This window comes from Winkia neuii subsp. neuii DSM 8576 (assembly GCF_000420405.1).
In the GTDB taxonomy this organism is placed as follows: domain Bacteria; phylum Actinomycetota; class Actinomycetes; order Actinomycetales; family Actinomycetaceae; genus Winkia; species Winkia neuii.
In genome coordinates, this window is sequence record NZ_ATUW01000003.1 from 202,048 (window position 1) to 216,936 (window position 14,889).

Here is a 14,889-nt window from a genome sequence, read left to right on the forward strand (position 1 = left end):
TCACCCTAAGTCAAACAGGTGCGTATTAGTGGCTGCTATAGCACTGCTGTGACCATTCTATGAAAATAGGGGCGCGAGGGCGGCCTCCATTTTTTCGCTGAGCGCTTGGTCGAGCTGCCGCAGGTTGGGCACGGCTGTGTCGATCTCGAGTATGCTCACTCCGCGCACCGGCATGGCGAGGGCGCGTTCTAAACTTTCGAGAGTGGGTATTACCTGGTAGGTGGCACCGAGCCCCCGCGCTAGTGCCGGCAGCGCGAAATCTTGGGGGGTGGCGAAGAATCTAGCGAAATCTTGCCGGTGCAGCTGCCCGCCGTGCTCGAGCCCCGCAAAGATGGATCCGCCGGCATCGTTTAGTACGACGATTTGTAGGTCGACCTGCTCTTCGTAGCGGCCATTCAATAGTCCCCCCAAATCGTGCAGGAAGGTCAGATCGCCCACCACTGCGCGCACCGGTTGGCCGGTGCCCGAAGCGAGTCCGCGAGCGCAACTGAGCGTTCCGTCTATCCCAGCCAACCCGCGGTTGGCCAGGGCTTGCACCGGGGTGGCAGGGGTAGTTCCAGCCCGATCCACCAGGCGGATTGTGTTGGAGGCTCCGAAGAGCAACAGGGGGGCGTGCCCCTCCCCTTGGATGCGCCAGATCGTGGTCGCTACCTGGAGTGGGTCCAAAGGTTCGCCGGCCTCGGGAATCTGGCTCAGGCGCGAGGTGAGAGCTTTCGCTGCAGCGGCTTCGGCGGCGCGCCACTTGTCGGGTAGAGGCGCTTGTCTTTCGCCCTCGCCCCCACTTAGGTTCGTTTTCCCTGGCGCCGCTTCCGCCTTGGGAACCTCTTCGAGGACGGTAGCTACCGTGCCCGCCACGTCGCAGTAGCGGCCGGTCGAATCTGTAACCGCAACAATATTGAGGTCGGTGCGCGAGAGCAGTTTTGTTATTGGGCGCGAGAGGGTGGGGTGCCCGCATACCAGCACCTGTTCGATTGCTGGCATCTTGTCCAGGTAGTACAGGTAGTGCGCGAGTGCCGGCCCGTAGCATGCGGGCGAGGTGGGTTCTGCCAGCAGCGGCCACCCTTTGGCACGGGATAGGGCTACGATCTGCTCCCCACTCCCCATGTCATCCCCTGCGACAATCACCGTGTTGGCATTTGGGTCTAGCCCCTTGGGCCACCCGCGTCGGCCGAGGCCGCTTCGCTCGCGGCGGGGCCGGGCAATAATTTTGGGCTCGGCTGCCTTTCCGGCCAACGGCTCGTCCAAGCACACGTTCAGATGTACGGGTCCGGGCCTGCCTCCCTCGCCCAAGGCAGCATCAACTAGGCGAAAGATCTGCCGCGCGAGCGCCCTTCCACCCTCGCCGCGGGCTGGCAGATCGGCTTCGGCGCGAACATTTTGCCCGAACATGCCCACCTGCCAAGTGGTCTGGTTTGCTCCTGTGCCCCGCAACCTGGCGGGCCTATCTGCACTGACGGCTATCAGGGGAATTCCGTTTGCGTCGGCTTCAGCTAGGGCTGGGTGCAGGTTCGAAACCGCAGTTCCCGAAGTGGTACATATCGCCACTGGCGCCTGCTTTGCCTGCAATTGCAGGCCTCGGGCAATCCCGAGGGCGAAGAATCCAGCCGTGCGCTCGTCTACGCGCACGTGAAGCTTCAGTTTGCCCGCGCGTTCGGCTGCCGCTGCCGCATAAGTCAAGGGGGCATTTCTGGAGCCTGGACAAATAACCAGGTGGCATACCCCCGCCCCGATTAGGGCTCCTATCACGTCGCGGGCGCGGCTGGCGGTGGGATCGTTGCCGTATGTTTCTTCGGCTGCACCGAAATGCATTAGTACCTCATCATTTCTTCCAAACGTTTCTGCCAGCGCTCTGCCAGGCGCGGGGCGGATCTAATCTTAGCGGTGTCGACTTCCGCCCTCCCTACGCTTAGTCGCCCGCCCCGGGGCAGCCTACTTTGTTTTGCGACGTCGCCGGTAAACAGTTGGACGGTTGCCAGCCCGCAGGCGTGGTCTAGGTGATCCAGTGCGGCCGCTGCCGCAACCCCAGCCGATATTCCAACCGAGGTGTCCAGGGCTGAAGAAATCACCAGTTCGAGGCCGGTTTCGTGGGCGATTTGGACGGCCCGGTCGATGCCGCCCAGCGGAGCCACCTTGACCACGGCAACGTCCGCCGCCCCCGCTTTGGCAACCTCCAGGGGGTCCCGTGCACGGCGAATAGATTCATCTGCCGCAATGGGAACTTCCACGCGGGAGCGCACCCTAGCCAGCTCTGGAACTGTTTTGCAGGGTTGTTCGACGTATTCCAACCCAGCCAGGCCTCCATCGCGAGCGGCGGCGGTAAGTTCCCTAATAGCCTTCACGGCTTGTTCTTCGTCCCAGGCTGCGTTCGCGTCCACACGCACCTTTCCGCCCTCGCCAAGTGCCGCGGCTACTGCGTGCACGCGCTCACAGTCGGAGCGTAGGTCAGAGCCGGGGTCTGCTACCTTCACTTTGGCAGTTTTACAGCCCGCGCTGTCGCGAACTAGTTGGGCGGCCACCGAGGGCGCAGTCACAGGAATCGTGACGTTTACGTCTACTTCCTGCCGCTTGGGGCGGGGGTATGGGCTGGTGGCGGCTTTCAGCCCCGCTTTCAGCCAGCGAGCGGATTCGCGGGCGTCGTAGTCCCAGAAGGGGGCGGCCTCCCCCCAGCCAGCTTCGCCCTCTAAAAGGAGGCCTTCACGCACCGAAATGCGCCGGAACTTTCGGCGCAGGGGAAGCGAATATGCGAGCACTCGCTTCAGCTGTGGAAAAGGGTTTTTCAGCTCAGTTAGCACCACATTCTGCTCGAGCGATGCCGTGCCACTTCCGGCGCCTGCTGCGCGTTTTTCAGTTGGCATCGCGCGCCCACTTCGGGTAGAGGGGGGCGGGAATGGAGAAGTTTAGCAATCCCCACACTACGGCCACGGCCCCAACGAGCACTAATAGTACTGCAACCAGCGACAGGATTAGGCCGCATATCCCGTGCACCATTTGGAATAAGCCAACTAGGGACAGACCCAAGACTGCTAGTCCTATGCCTGGGAACAGCAACAGGGCAAAGTGCGCGTCGAACATTCCCTTCCCCTGCACCCAGGCGCGGGCTCTAGGCGAACTGCCGCAGCGGAACCATGCTGAAACCGCGAGCGCTGCTATTGAAAAAATCAAACCAACAAAAATCACTGTTTCCCCTTTCGCCCTAACAATGCTAGCCGGCCTTGCTCTAAAGCGCCGCTACACTTGTGCCATGAGCACGCTCCCATTTGTTTCTGACACATTCGACCCGGACCGTTGGCGCGAGGTCGAAGGATTCGATTTTTCTGACATCACTTACCACCGTGGTATCTCGCGCGGGCAGGTTGACGGGTGTCCCGCTGGCCAGGATTTGCCGGTGGTGCGGATTGCGTTCGACCGGCCCGACGTGCGCAACGCATTTCGCCCTCTTACCGTGGATGAACTGTATAAGGCGCTAGACCATGCACGCATGACTTCGGATGTGGCAGCAATCATTCTGACTGGCAATGGCCCTTCTGCGCGCGATGGCGGATACGGGTTTTGTTCCGGGGGCGATCAGCGCATTCGCGGCAAGGATGGTTATCGTTACGAGGTCGAAGGGGCCGACGCGGGCGCGCAGCTAGCGCAGAGGCGTGAGCAGATTGACCCCGCCAGGGCGGGCAGGCTCCACATTTTGGAGGTGCAACGGCTGATCCGCACTATGCCCAAGCCGGTTATTGCTGCGGTGAACGGGTGGGCTGCCGGAGGGGGCCATTCGCTCCTGGTTGTGTGCGATCTGGCGGTGGCTTCTTTAGAGCACGCCCGCTTGATGCAAACGGATGCGAACGTGGGTTCATTCGATGCGGGCTACGGGTCGGCGCTGCTTGCGCGGCAGGCTGGCGACAAGCGGGCCCGCGAGATTTTCTTCCTGGCCCGCGAATATTCTGCTGCCCAGGCCGAGTCTTGGGGGGTGGTAAACGAGGCGGTCCCCCACGCAAAGCTCGAGGAGGCCGCGTGCACCTACGCCCGCATCATTGCCACCAAGTCTCCGCAGGCTATCCGCATGCTGAAGTTTGCCTTCAATATGGTCGACGACGGCATTGCGGGCCAGCAGGTATTTGCCGGGGAAGCTACCCGACTTGCCTACATGACTGACGAGGCGCAGGAGGGGCGCGACGCCTTCTTGGAACACCGCAGCCCGAACTGGTCGGATTACCCTTACTACTACTAGCCAAGTATCTGCGCAGACCCCAATATTTTTGGCAAACGGATGCAAAACTGCCGGCCAAACAGATGTGAATAAGACCAACTACTGCTGCCAGGTGCGCCAAGAGCCGATAAACTAGGCGCGCACTCTACGAAAGAAGTTTATGTACAAAAGAATACTTACCGTAGCTATGGCCTTCGTTGGCATCACTGTTGGCGCCGGTTTTGCATCCGGCCAAGAGGTGGTGCAGTACTTCGCTGGTTTCGGAATTTGGGGAGTTGTGGCCGCGCTGATTGCGGCCGTTATTTTCGCAGTTTCGGGCTTAGCTTTTGTTCAGCTCGGTTCCTATGTCTTGGCGAACGACCATTCTGACGTTTTTGGCGAGGTTACTCACAAGTACGTAGCGATCTTTTTTGACGTTGTAATTACTTTTTCGCTGTTCTGCATTGGCATCGCCATGATGGCCGGGGGCGGTTCCTCACTCAACCAGCAATTTGGCCTGCCCGTGTGGGTGGGCTCTACCATTTTGCTCGCTTTAACCATTGGCATCGGCTTGCTCGACGTGGACAAGGTAACGGCTGTGATTGGTGGCATTACACCGGTTATGATCGTCTTTGTAATCATTGCTGCTGTTTATGCCTTCTCGCACATGCACCTGTCCTTTGCCGAGATGGATGCGGCTGCCAAGTCCGTTCATACTGCGGTTCCGCACTGGTCCATGTCTATCTTGAACTATGTGCCACTCGCCCTCGTTTTGTCGGTGTCCATGTCGATTGTGATTGGGGGCGACATTGCCAATCCCAAGATCGCCGGCTGGGGTGGGGTAATTGGCGGCTTCGTATTCGGCGCCTTGATGGTGGTGGCAACATTGGCGTTGCTGTCGCGCATCGACGTGGTGGCCGGCGACGATTTGCCCATGCTCACCTTGGTCAACCAAATTCATCCGTGGCTCGGCGCACTCATGTCCGTGGTCATTTTCTTGATGATCTTCAACACCGCGATTGGCATTTACTACGCTCTGGCAACGCGCTATTCAAATAATTCTCGAGGGCGATTTGTCACCTTGTTGGTGGCCCTTCCGGCTGCTGGTTTTGCCATTTCGTTTATGGGCTTCCAAAACGTAGTTTCCTACGTGTACCCAGTGGTCGGCTGGGTGGGGCTGGCACTCACGATTGTGCTGTTGGTGGCCTACTTCAAGACTCGTTCTGACATTCGCGAAGAAACCACTAGACGCGGGAAGATCTTGCGTTTGTTCCGCCTGAAGATGCGGAACGACAAGCCGTTTTCTAAACGCCACGAAAAGGCGCTGCAAACCGCCCTGGAAGATTCCCCTGCCGATACCCAAGATCTGCATTCTACGATTGGCACTGCAGCTGTGGACCAGCTCGAAGAGGAAAATGTCGACTACGACATTTTGCCTGAAATCGAAGAGGCTCAAGAGGACACGAATCAGGATGCGGCGGACGCAGAGGAACCCCCAGCTGACTCTGCGAAGAGCCAATGATTACTTTCGTCTGCCCGGCTACACAGGGCATCGACGTCCTCTACCAGCAGATTGAAAAGCGGTTGCGCGCTCCCGGGCATTTTGAACCGCTGATGCCCGTTGCCCCCGGAGCGAGCACCACCGTGGTAGCTGCCCGCGCGGGGCATCTCGACGGGGTCGATTTCATTTTGCAGACTTCGGGCTCTACCACCGGGGCTGGCCATCTGGTGGGGCTTGGAGCGGGGGCCTTCCTTGCGTCTGAAGCAGCCACAGCTGCCCGTTTTGGAGGGCGAGGGCGCTGGTTACTTACCCTCCCTGCCCATCACGTGGCAGGTTTTCAGGTGCTTGCCAGATCTTGCGCAGGCGGTACCTTCCCGGTACTTGCCCCCTCCGAGCTCCCCTTCCGGGAACGAAAAATCGCCACCTTGGCTCCCCGGGGAGGCTTCGTTTCCCTCGTACCCACCCAGTTGAGTGATCTTTTGGAGGGCGACCAAGACCTCGCACCCCTTGCCGAGCTGCGTGCCATTTTGGTGGGTGGGGCGCCCTCTTCTGCTTCCCTACTGCGCCGTGCCAGGCAAGCCGGACTGCCGGTGGTCACTACCTACGGCATGACCGAAACTGCAGGTGGATGTGTTTACGACGGCTTACCTCTGCAGGGCGTTAGCGTTTGCACCGAGGGCGGGCGTATTCGCCTAAGCGGGCCTATGCTGGCTGCCGGTTACTTAGACGAGCCGACCTCTCCTGCCTTTTCTACCAGTGGGGGTAAGCGCTGGCATGTAACGAACGACGCCGGGGTTTTTGACGGACACCTAAAAGTGCTGGGGCGTTTGGACGACGTGATTATTTCCGGAGGCGTAAAAGTCTTTGCCAGGCAAGTTGAAGAAACTCTGGCTACCTTTCCCGGTGTCCGCCGGGTGGCGGTTTTACCCGTCGAGGGCGGCCGCTGGGGCCAGCAGGTAGGGGCCATTGTCGAAGCCGATTTTCGGGTTGCAGACCATGCCGAGGAGCTTCGCTCCCACGTGGGCGCTGCCTTGGGCAGGACGGCAGCCCCGCGCATATTCGTCCAACACTCGGTGCCAATGTTGGCCTCTGGAAAGGTGGACCGCCTGGCGGGGCAGGCTTTGCTGGATGAGCCTGACTGGGTGAAATAATTGAGCTTCGTCCCGCTTGCTGGGAAAGGAATTTTATGAAAACTACCGTTTCTGATTGGCTTGAGGGCGCCCGCCTGCGCACTTTGCCCGCCGCAGCGGCCCCCGTGCTCGCCGGGGCCGGGCTCGCGTATGCCGGGGAGGGATTTTCTTTTCCTCGGGTTGCATTGGCTTTGGCGGTGGCATTGCTGCTGCAGATTGGCGTCAATTTTTCTAACGACTATTCCGATGGGGTGCGAGGAACCGACGATTTCCGTACCGGCCCGCCCAGGCTCACCGGCGGGGGAAAAGTGTCCGCAAAGGTAGTGTTGGCGGTGGCCTTGGGCTGTTTTGCTGCTGCAGCGGTACTCGGTTTACTTCTGGTGGCTCTCACGGGCAGATGGTGGCTGCTCGGCCTGGGGTTGGCTGCGATAGTGGCAGCCTGGTTTTACACAGGCGGCAAACACCCCTACGGGTACATGGGTATAGCCGAGATCTTTGTGTTTGTCTTTTTTGGGCTGATGGCAACCGTAGGCACGGTCTACGTCTGCCTACTCTCCGCTCCTTTTGGTTCCTGGCTGGTTGGGGCGGGCATGGGCCTTTACTCTTGCGCACTGTTGATGGTCAACAACATTCGCGACATTCCCACTGACAGGCAGGCCGGCAAGAAGACGCTGGCGGTACGCCTGGGCGAGGCGAGGGCGAGGCGCACCTACGTGGGCTACCTGGTGCTTGCTCCCGTGTGCATCGGGGTGGGCTTGGCCGGGCACGTACTTGCCATAGTTGCGGCTGTGGTCTTAGAGGTGTGCGGGCTCATTTCCTGCCTGCCAGTAGTTCGGGGAGCACGAGGGCATTCCCTCCTGCAGGTACTCACTCGCACCGGGCAATTGACCTTGGCAGCCGGCGTTGTCACCTTGCTAGTGGCTTTGCTCTGACCTGTCCCCCGCTTCTCGGCTGGCCTTGCCCGCTTGCTCTTTCACTTTGGGCCCGCGGGCCGAATGTAAAAGTTAGGGGCTTGATTGCGACTGTCGCAATCAAGCCCCTATTTCTGTCCGGTTATAGCTACCTGAAGCTACCGCTAACAGCACCCCGAGGAAACATTCTCCTCGTCGAAGTCGGCGCGAGCCCGCCAGAAGGCACGCTCACTCATGGGCTCGTGGTCGGGATGTTCCAACCGGTGCCGTTCGACGTATTTGTCGTAGGCACTTTCGCCGGTAAAGTCGCGCCACAGCGAACGCAGGTGCGCCAATTTTTCTTTGAGTGCCATATTTCCTACTCTACGGGTTTAGCCCCAGGAATCAGCTTCGGGTCGCCAACCACACGGTATTCTGCAACCAGCTTCTTTTCGAGCTTAGTAGCAATGAGGTGTTCGGGAGCGTAGAAGTTCGACTCGACGAACGGATCCTCGGAGGTAGTGACGTCGCCGGTGCGCAGGGTCTTCCAGACGCGGATGCCGGCGCAGACGATCACAAAGGCTACCGCTGCTACGAACACGATCGACAGGGTGCCCTGAATGAAGGTGTTGCGAATAATCGCCTGAGTAATCTCGGCCTGCTCGCCGGTCTGGCCGGGCAGCGCTGCGCGCGCTTCGCGCCACTGCTGCCAGTAACCAACCTTGGCGTCAGTGCTGAAGATCTTCTGCCAGGAAGCGGTGAAGGTGACTACCGTGTCAAAAATGAACGGGATAGCGGGAATCCAAGCGTACTTGGCATACCCCTTGCGAATCACCATCACGAGCACCACCAGCAGTGCTACTGCTGCGATCAGCTGGTTCGCAATGCCGAAGAGCGGATAGAGCGTCTGAATGCCACCGCGCGGATCCGTGACTCCCATTAGCAGCAAAGAACCCCAGGCAGCAACGACGACGCCGGTGGAGACCCAGGCGCCCACCCTCCAGGAGGGGTCTGCGAATTTGGGGATCATGTTGCCGATTGCGTCAGAGAGCTGGAAGCGGGCTACACGGGTTACCGCGTCCACTGCCGACAGGATGAACAGCGCCTCGAACATGATGGCGAAGTGGTACCAGAAGCCCATCATTGCCTTGCCGCCGCCGACTTTGTGCAAAATGTGCGACATGGACACAGCCAGGGTGGGAGCACCACCTGTGCGGGAAACAACTGAGGGCTCGCCAACGTCTTTGGCGACCTGCTTGAGGGCGTCGGCACCGTGGAAGGTCTTGGGGTTGCCAGCGTCGTCCCAAGATTCCCACTTGGCCTCGATGGGCTGGCCCTTTACGTTAGTTACCCCCAGGTTGCCGAGGGCGGCATTGGTGATTTCTTCGCGGTCCTTGGTCACTTGAGTCACCGAAGTGCCAGCAAGCTTGTCGACAGTGGCGTCGGAGGTGTTCATTGCGAAGTAGATGCCCTGGTTTAGGGAGGCGGCAGCCGCGAGCGCCATGATTGCCACGAAGGATTCCATGAGCATGCCGCCGTAACCTATCATGCGGACCTGACGTTCCTTTTGGATCATCTTGGGGCTGGTGCCCGAGGAAACCATGGCGTGCATGCCCGAAAGGGCGCCGCAGGCAATGGTGATGAACAGGAACGGGAAGAGCTCGCCGGCGAATACCGGGCCCGAGGTGGACAGAGCGAATTCGGTGACCGCGGGCATCTGCACGATTGGGCGAATGAACACAATGCCGAGGGCGAGTACGCAGATAGTGCCGACCTTCATGAAGGTGGACAGGTAGTCGCGCGGAGTGAGCAATACCCAGACGGGAAGAACTGCCGCTAGGAAACCGTAGATGACCATTGCCCATACCAGGGTGGTGGGCGAAAGGTGGAGGAACTCACGCCCCCAAGAGGATTCGGCCACGTAGCGGCCCATGATGATAACAACGATCAAGAGGGTGCAGCCGACCACCGACACCTGGGTGATCTTGCCAGGTTGTACGTAGCGCAGCCACAGGCCCATGCAGATTGCGATTGGAATTGTGGACCCGACCGAGAAGACGCCCCACGGGGATGCGGCCAACGCGTTTACACAAACCATGGCCAGCACTGCCAGCACGATCATGAGCATTACGAATACCACGATTGTGGCTACCGTTCCGCCGATCTTGCCGATCTCGTCGGTAGCCATCTGCCCTAGGGAGCGCCCGCCGCGACGCATCGAGAAGAACAGCACTAACATGTCCTGAACTGCACCGGCGATGATGACGCCAAAGATGATCCACAAGGTGCCAGGCAGGTACCCCATCTGCGCAGCGAGTACGGGCCCCACAAGCGGGCCCGCCCCGGCGATTGCCGCGAAGTGGTGTCCGTAGAGGACTACGCGGTTGGTGGGGTCGAAGTCTTTGCCGTTGTTGATCCGCTCTGCGGGGGTAGCGTTCTTATCAGAGGGACGCATGATTTTGCGCTGAATATATAACGCATAGAAGCGGTAGCCGATTGCATAGGAGCAGATAGCGGTAATCACGAACCAAATCGCGTCTACCTTTTCGCCGCGCACGATGGCGAGCATCGTCCAGCCTACTGCGCCGAGAAGAGCAATAGCTACCCACAGAACAATCTTTGCCGGAGTCCACTTGCTGTGGGGCTTTACACCTACCGGCACTCCATCCTTGTTGCGGATGACAAGTTTCTCTTCTTCTGCGGTATAAGATGGCTTATCAACCTGAGATGTGGTTGCCATATTTTTCTCGCTTTTCTAGATGGTATTTACCATATGCCTGCTCGTCGCCGATCTAGCTCAGAGCAAACCAGTTCGATAATACTTAGGCGAACCTAAAACACATAGGTCCGAATGCCTAAAACCGCTCTGTTCCAAGCATTAGTCCAAGTCAGACCCCAATCGGCTAGTAAAGACGCTACTGCATAAAAGTCCGCATCGCAACCACCACTTTTCTCTTCCATTCCATTTTGCTATGCCTATGTATTAGGCTGGCCGAGTTGACGCTTTTGGAGGTTATGTGACTTGTACCTTGGCCGACACCGCGCTCTTGGACGGTGCTACTTCGCGGTTTTCCATTCACGGCTCTAATCTGACCCCAGCCTCATTCGTCCAGGTAGACGGCAACCCCAGCGCATTCGCGGTCCACTACCGCGAGCTCGACGGGACTCCCCGCGAGGGGGTACTCCAGCTGGAAGGGGCACGGGCCCGCTTCAAGGTGGACGGTAAGGACATGCACTACACCGACCCGGATTCCTTCAAAGATTTAGGCCCTGTGCAACCGCTGCAAAACTGGTACGAACTAATCATTCGCCATGACGCAATTGGCAATTCTGTAGCCCGCGAGGCCGCCTACGAGTCCAACCAGCCTTGGGGCAAGCCCGGGATAGAGGGGGACCTGGCCAGAGTAGAGTTAGACATCGTCGGTTTCGGTAATATTTACACCAATACCTCCAATTTTGCGCACGCTGCTGCTCTGCAGGATTGGCTCGCGAAATCTTTAGCGAAAACCGTGGCCCAGGTGCGCGTGCGCGCTTTGCGCCCCGGCTCGGTTTCTGCAAACGAAATTCCCGCTTCCTCCTCGCTCGACGTAATAATGGACGGGTCCGAGGTCGAAGACTACGCCCTGAATGCGGGTGTGCAGTACGCTCCCCTCGCGCCAGCCTTAGCCGACGTTTCCTACGTGGGCCCCACCCCCGCCTACGCAATCTTCACTAAACAGCTGCCCTACGCCCTCGTAGTTCCTGCCAAGGACCAGGTGCTACTGGCGCACTGGGACCAAGACGGGGCGGCCTTCGGCATCGAAACCGAGGCAGAAGCCACCATGGTTCCCTTCAACCGGGCGCACAGGCGCCACCACGAGCGTTGGGCCCGCTGGTACGACATGCGCCAACCGCTCACCGATGCTGAACTCGACGCTCATACCCGTGCCGTGGAAGGGCAAATGGCGCAGGCAGCCGAAAAATACTTCAAGAAGGAGGACTAGTGCCCACCCGCACAATGGACGATGTAGACGTCGACCAGCTGATCGGCTCTGGGGGAAACCTCTCGCGCTGCTGTTACGAAGAGGGGTACTGTTCCGAAAGTCCCACTCACGTAATAATCGCCCGCGAAAACGGCCGGCCCGTGCCACTCACCTACTGTCAGCGCCACTACGTACTCTCGCTAGCCCACTACTTAGAGGTGCACGCACAGTTTTGCGACGGTGAACTTAGCGACCACTATGTCGGTTGGGGTCCGCTGGACAACATCACGTACTTACCTGGCGAAGATCCACTTTCCCTGTAGCACACTGGCAGTTAACCGGGCGTAAACCTCTCCCTGTTTGAATTTCCCGAGGAGGCGAAATGACAACGGGAGTTTGGATTATTGCAGCACTGGTATTGGCAGGGCTAATTGGCAGCCTTTGCTGGTATAGCCACACCAACAGGGTGGACAAACGCAAAAACACCGACTGGAAATATTCGCCGCGCGCGTAGATAGCTGCCCGGCGGGCCCGTTTTCTTTAGACTGGGCCCATGGTACGGGTAGCAATGGCAATACTTACGCTAGCAGTAACAATCTACGCGCTGGCCGACTGCGGGCGCACGCCCTCGCAAAAAATGCCCGCAGGGCTACCGAAGGGCATCTGGATGCTGCTCATTGTTCTGACCTTGCCGTTGGGTGGACTCGGTTGGATCGTGACCTCCAGGGTGTTGGCAGCCGAAGCTAACGACGGGAAGGTTTCTACCACCATGTGGTCGGCGGCTACCCCCATCAATTTCCGTCGCAACGCTCCCGGCCCCCGCCCCAAAGAACTGGCTCCCGACGACGATCCAGAATTCTTGTTCAAGCTGAAGCGGGACATGCAAAAGCGTCGCGACGAGGAGGATGGCAAGGAGGCCAACTAGGCCAGGCGCGCCTCAGACTCGCCGGGCACCATATCTGCGGCCTTGCCTAGCATGTAGCCGACCGGCTCCGAATAGGTCAGCGCTACCAAGGTGTCGCCCTCGAACGTAAACGAGGTTAGTGAGGCTAACGAGCACTGCCGCCTGCGGGGATCGTGCCAGAGGTGGTGCCCTTCTACGAAACGCCGCAACGTCCAAATCGGCAGCTGATGCGACACCACTAGGGCCTCTCCCCCACTGGCCAGTGCTTTGGCATGAGCTACGCCGGCAACCATGCGGCGCGCGATCTGTTCGTAGGGCTCACCCCAGGAGGGTTCGAACACGTTGCGGTAGCGCCACCAATATTTGGGGCTGGCGAGGGCGCTCCGATTCGCATTTACGGCCATTCCCTCGAAAGTGTTGCCGGCCTCGACCAGGCGCTTGTCCGAAAGCACCGGCAACCCGTACAGCTTCGCTGTGGGGGCGGCGGAAGCCTGGGCACGCAATAGGGGCGAAGCCACCACCGCCCGAATATCCGCGTCGATAGACTTGAAATGCTCGCCCACCCCGGCAACCATCTTCTTGCCTAGTTCGGTGAGCCCAAATCCTGGACGGCGCCCGTAGAGAATTCCCTGAGGATTGTCCACTTCCCCGTGGCGCATCACGTGCACAATAGTTTTGTTCATGCAACAACACTAACGGTCAATATAGGGTTAAGACGTGACATACACCGGAAATGATGCAAAGACCCGGGCGGGCGGTGCCCAACGGCGCATTGCAGCATTTTTTGACGTCGACGAAACCCTGATCCGCGGCTCCTCCTCGTTCATATTGGCGCAAGAACTTTGGAGACGCGGCATAGTAGGTTGGGCCGATCTGGCAGTAGCCGCTAAGGGTGCCTGGAAATACATGCTCTTTGGCGAGGACAAGAAGGAAATTGATGCGCTGGTTCAGCGCGCGCTCAAATGTTTGGAAGGCCATTCCGAGGCGGAAATCATCGCCATTGGCGAGGAGATTTACGACCAGTTCTTTGCCTCGCGAATATTCCCCAGAGCTAAGGAGCTCTTAGATAACCACCGCGCCCGCGGGCACGACGTGTGGCTAATTTCGGCCACCCCCTCGCAAATTACTGATCTGTTGGCGCGCCGTTTGGGGGCCACCGGGGGAATTGGCACTCAGGTGGCTTTAGACGAGAATGGACGCTGCTTAGCTAGGCTGAATTCCCCGCTAATGCATGGCGCTGGCAAAGTTGGCGCCGTACACTGGCTAGCCCGCAAACGCAACATCGATTTGGACCTTTCTTACGCTTACTCAGATTCTGTAAATGACCTGCCTCTGTTGCGCACGGTTGGCCACCCGGCTGCTATCAACCCCGACACGAAGTTGCGGCTCGCAGCCCTGGCGGCCGGGTGGCGTATCTACGACATGCGCTGGCGCAAACGCGGAGAATTGTCCTCCGGGGCCAAAAAAGCTGCAAAACGATCGGCAAAGATTGCGGCTGCCTACTGGCTGGCGCGCACTCTAGTGCGCCAGCTAAAGCGCCTAGCTAAGCACAGGTAACCTGCCGACGTCGACACATCGACAACGCCTGCTCCGGTTTGGCAAGTTGGATACGCTCTAGGCGGGGACCGGCATTGGTGTCGCGCTGGGGTCAGAAGGATGCGCTCTGGGCGCGGACGGGCATTTGCGCGAAGCGCAAGGGCGGGAGCGCATCCTTCTGACCCCAGCGTGCGAGGGCCGGCATTTGCGCGAAGCGCAAGGGCGGGAGCGCACCCCACCTACCCGAGTGCGCGCGGGCGGGAGCGCACCCCACCTACCCGAGTGCGCGCGGGCGGGAGCGCGCACCACTCACCCAAGTGCGCAAGGGTGGGAGTGAAGACTGCAGGGTTTTAAATGGCAAAGGCCCGGGGTTGCCCGGGCCTCAACACCTTATTTCTTGTTACGACGCTGGTGACGAGTCTTGCGCAGAAGCTTGCGGTGCTTCTTCTTTGCCATGCGCTTACGGCGCTTCTTAATAACGGAGCCCATAGGTGCCTCCTAAATAATCGGATTCGTACAGCTTCACATGCCATCGGGCACGTAACCTAAAAGATTCTACCCGCCAATTGCCGCATTGCCACTATCAGACCAGTCACCAATGCTGGCATCAATGAGCTGATTCACAGCTACCTGTGGCACTCGGTAGGACTTTCCGACCCGCACTGCGGGAATGTCTCCGTTGTGGATCATCCGATAAACGGTCATTTTGGATACGCGCATTAGTTCAGCCAGCTCGGCTACGGTTACGAAGCGGGGCGGCTGCTGCGACATTTAAACTCCACCTTGACT

Annotated in this window: 17 protein-coding genes; 9 read left to right on the forward strand and 8 right to left on the reverse strand. The window is 59.2% G+C overall.

Annotated features, from left to right (window positions below):
• Window positions 1–57 precede the first annotated feature (57 nt).
• Genes menD through G437_RS0104265 form a run of 3 tightly spaced genes read right to left on the reverse strand, consistent with a single transcriptional unit; the run spans window position 58 to window position 3,177 of the window.
• Window positions 58–1,809: a 2-succinyl-5-enolpyruvyl-6-hydroxy-3-cyclohexene-1-carboxylic-acid synthase gene (gene menD / locus G437_RS0104255; RefSeq protein ID WP_051141878.1), complete on the reverse strand. Its 1,752-nt coding sequence runs from the start codon at window positions 1,807–1,809 to the stop codon at window positions 58–60.
• Complete coding sequence (locus G437_RS0104260; protein ID WP_167561063.1) at window positions 1,809–2,855, reverse strand: o-succinylbenzoate synthase; 1,047 nt, start codon at window positions 2,853–2,855, stop codon at window positions 1,809–1,811. Before G437_RS0104260 ends, menD begins: the two co-directional genes overlap by 1 nt.
• Window positions 2,845–3,177: a hypothetical protein gene (locus G437_RS0104265; protein ID WP_024331349.1), complete on the reverse strand. Its 333-nt coding sequence runs from the start codon at window positions 3,175–3,177 to the stop codon at window positions 2,845–2,847. The genes G437_RS0104260 and G437_RS0104265 overlap by 11 nt, the downstream gene beginning before the upstream one ends.
• 64 nt (window positions 3,178–3,241) lie before the next feature.
• Here G437_RS0104265 and G437_RS0104270 point away from each other — a divergent pair, with 64 nt between their 5' ends.
• The 4 genes from G437_RS0104270 (at window position 3,242) to G437_RS0104285 (ending at window position 7,740) form a co-directional block, all read left to right on the forward strand.
• A complete protein-coding gene (locus G437_RS0104270) occupies window positions 3,242–4,219 on the forward strand; it encodes a 1,4-dihydroxy-2-naphthoyl-CoA synthase (protein ID WP_024331350.1) in 978 nt (325 codons plus the stop codon).
• 139 nt (window positions 4,220–4,358) lie between these two features.
• A complete protein-coding gene (locus G437_RS0104275; RefSeq protein ID WP_024331351.1) occupies window positions 4,359–5,699 on the forward strand; it encodes a YkvI family membrane protein in 1,341 nt (446 codons plus the stop codon).
• Window positions 5,696–6,829 (forward strand): AMP-binding protein, encoded by a 1,134-nt coding sequence (locus G437_RS0104280; protein ID WP_024331352.1) that lies wholly within the window; start codon window positions 5,696–5,698, stop codon window positions 6,827–6,829. Before G437_RS0104275 ends, G437_RS0104280 begins: the two co-directional genes overlap by 4 nt.
• Window positions 6,830–6,864: 35 nt before the next feature.
• Window positions 6,865–7,740 carry a 1,4-dihydroxy-2-naphthoate polyprenyltransferase gene (locus G437_RS0104285; RefSeq protein WP_024331353.1) on the forward strand — a complete coding sequence of 292 codons (876 nt, stop codon included), beginning with the start codon at window positions 6,865–6,867 and terminating at the stop codon, window positions 7,738–7,740.
• A gap of 143 nt (window positions 7,741–7,883) precedes the next feature.
• On the opposite strand, the gene G437_RS0104290 is transcribed toward G437_RS0104285, so the two are convergent.
• Both G437_RS0104290 and G437_RS0104295 read right to left on the reverse strand, forming a co-directional pair.
• Window positions 7,884–8,072, reverse strand: a complete 189-nt coding sequence (locus tag G437_RS0104290) for a YbdD/YjiX family protein (RefSeq protein WP_024331354.1) — start codon at window positions 8,070–8,072, stop codon at window positions 7,884–7,886.
• Between the two features lie 5 nt (window positions 8,073–8,077).
• Window positions 8,078–10,438: a carbon starvation CstA family protein gene (locus G437_RS0104295; protein ID WP_024331355.1), complete on the reverse strand. Its 2,361-nt coding sequence runs from the start codon at window positions 10,436–10,438 to the stop codon at window positions 8,078–8,080.
• Window positions 10,439–10,715: 277 nt separating this feature from the next.
• Between G437_RS0104295 and G437_RS0104300 the strand changes: the two genes are divergently transcribed.
• From G437_RS0104300 to G437_RS0104315, 4 genes are read left to right on the forward strand one after another with little or no spacing between them, the layout of a single operon-like run.
• The gene (locus tag G437_RS0104300; protein WP_024331356.1) at window positions 10,716–11,681 is read left to right on the forward strand and encodes a hypothetical protein; all 966 of its coding nucleotides are present in this window, start codon (window positions 10,716–10,718) and stop codon (window positions 11,679–11,681) included.
• Window positions 11,681–11,983 (forward strand): hypothetical protein, encoded by a 303-nt coding sequence (locus tag G437_RS0104305; RefSeq protein ID WP_024331357.1) that lies wholly within the window; start codon window positions 11,681–11,683, stop codon window positions 11,981–11,983. The genes G437_RS0104300 and G437_RS0104305 overlap by 1 nt, the downstream gene beginning before the upstream one ends.
• Window positions 11,984–12,042: 59 nt before the next feature.
• On the forward strand, window positions 12,043–12,174 hold the full coding sequence (locus tag G437_RS11610) for a hypothetical protein (protein WP_269431441.1): 132 nt from the start codon (window positions 12,043–12,045) through the stop codon (window positions 12,172–12,174).
• A gap of 39 nt (window positions 12,175–12,213) precedes the next feature.
• Complete coding sequence (locus tag G437_RS0104315; RefSeq protein WP_024331358.1) at window positions 12,214–12,585, forward strand: membrane protein; 372 nt, start codon at window positions 12,214–12,216, stop codon at window positions 12,583–12,585.
• Here G437_RS0104315 and G437_RS0104320 read toward each other — a convergent pair.
• On the reverse strand, window positions 12,582–13,247 hold the full coding sequence (locus G437_RS0104320) for a histidine phosphatase family protein (RefSeq protein ID WP_024331359.1): 666 nt from the start codon (window positions 13,245–13,247) through the stop codon (window positions 12,582–12,584). The two genes, G437_RS0104315 and G437_RS0104320, sit on opposite strands and share 4 nt — an antisense overlap.
• A 34-nt stretch (window positions 13,248–13,281) precedes the next feature.
• On the opposite strand from G437_RS0104320, the gene G437_RS0104325 reads away from it, so the two are divergent.
• Window positions 13,282–14,121, forward strand: a complete 840-nt coding sequence (locus G437_RS0104325; protein WP_024331360.1) for an HAD family hydrolase — start codon at window positions 13,282–13,284, stop codon at window positions 14,119–14,121.
• Window positions 14,122–14,490: 369 nt separating this feature from the next.
• Here G437_RS0104325 and G437_RS11175 read toward each other — a convergent pair whose 3' ends face one another.
• Complete coding sequence (locus G437_RS11175) at window positions 14,491–14,589, reverse strand: 30S ribosomal protein bS22 (protein WP_003792170.1); 99 nt, start codon at window positions 14,587–14,589, stop codon at window positions 14,491–14,493.
• A gap of 66 nt (window positions 14,590–14,655) precedes the next feature.
• A complete protein-coding gene (locus tag G437_RS0104335) occupies window positions 14,656–14,871 on the reverse strand; it encodes a helix-turn-helix domain-containing protein (protein WP_024331361.1) in 216 nt (71 codons plus the stop codon).
• Between the last annotated feature and the right edge of the window lie 18 nt (window positions 14,872–14,889).

What these genes read in the sequence shown, in the direction of transcription:
- G437_RS0104315 (WP_024331358.1), top strand. Translation starts at nt 12,214, where the DNA reads ATGGTACGGGTAGCAATGGCAATACTTACGCTAGCAGTAACAATCTAC.
- G437_RS0104260 (WP_167561063.1), bottom strand. Translation starts at nt 2,855, where the DNA reads ATGCCAACTGAAAAACGCGCAGCAGGCGCCGGAAGTGGCACGGCATCG.
- G437_RS0104270 (WP_024331350.1), top strand. Translation starts at nt 3,242, where the DNA reads ATGAGCACGCTCCCATTTGTTTCTGACACATTCGACCCGGACCGTTGG.
- G437_RS0104320 (WP_024331359.1), bottom strand. Translation starts at nt 13,247, where the DNA reads ATGAACAAAACTATTGTGCACGTGATGCGCCACGGGGAAGTGGACAAT.
- G437_RS0104290 (WP_024331354.1), bottom strand. Translation starts at nt 8,072, where the DNA reads ATGGCACTCAAAGAAAAATTGGCGCACCTGCGTTCGCTGTGGCGCGAC.
- G437_RS0104335 (WP_024331361.1), bottom strand. Translation starts at nt 14,871, where the DNA reads ATGTCGCAGCAGCCGCCCCGCTTCGTAACCGTAGCCGAGCTGGCTGAA.
- G437_RS11610 (WP_269431441.1), top strand. Translation starts at nt 12,043, where the DNA reads ATGACAACGGGAGTTTGGATTATTGCAGCACTGGTATTGGCAGGGCTA.
- menD (WP_051141878.1), bottom strand. Translation starts at nt 1,809, where the DNA reads ATGCATTTCGGTGCAGCCGAAGAAACATACGGCAACGATCCCACCGCC.
- G437_RS0104275 (WP_024331351.1), top strand. Translation starts at nt 4,359, where the DNA reads ATGTACAAAAGAATACTTACCGTAGCTATGGCCTTCGTTGGCATCACT.
- G437_RS0104295 (WP_024331355.1), bottom strand. Translation starts at nt 10,438, where the DNA reads ATGGCAACCACATCTCAGGTTGATAAGCCATCTTATACCGCAGAAGAA.
- G437_RS0104285 (WP_024331353.1), top strand. Translation starts at nt 6,865, where the DNA reads ATGAAAACTACCGTTTCTGATTGGCTTGAGGGCGCCCGCCTGCGCACT.
- G437_RS11175 (WP_003792170.1), bottom strand. Translation starts at nt 14,589, where the DNA reads ATGGGCTCCGTTATTAAGAAGCGCCGTAAGCGCATGGCAAAGAAGAAG.
- G437_RS0104280 (WP_024331352.1), top strand. Translation starts at nt 5,696, where the DNA reads ATGATTACTTTCGTCTGCCCGGCTACACAGGGCATCGACGTCCTCTAC.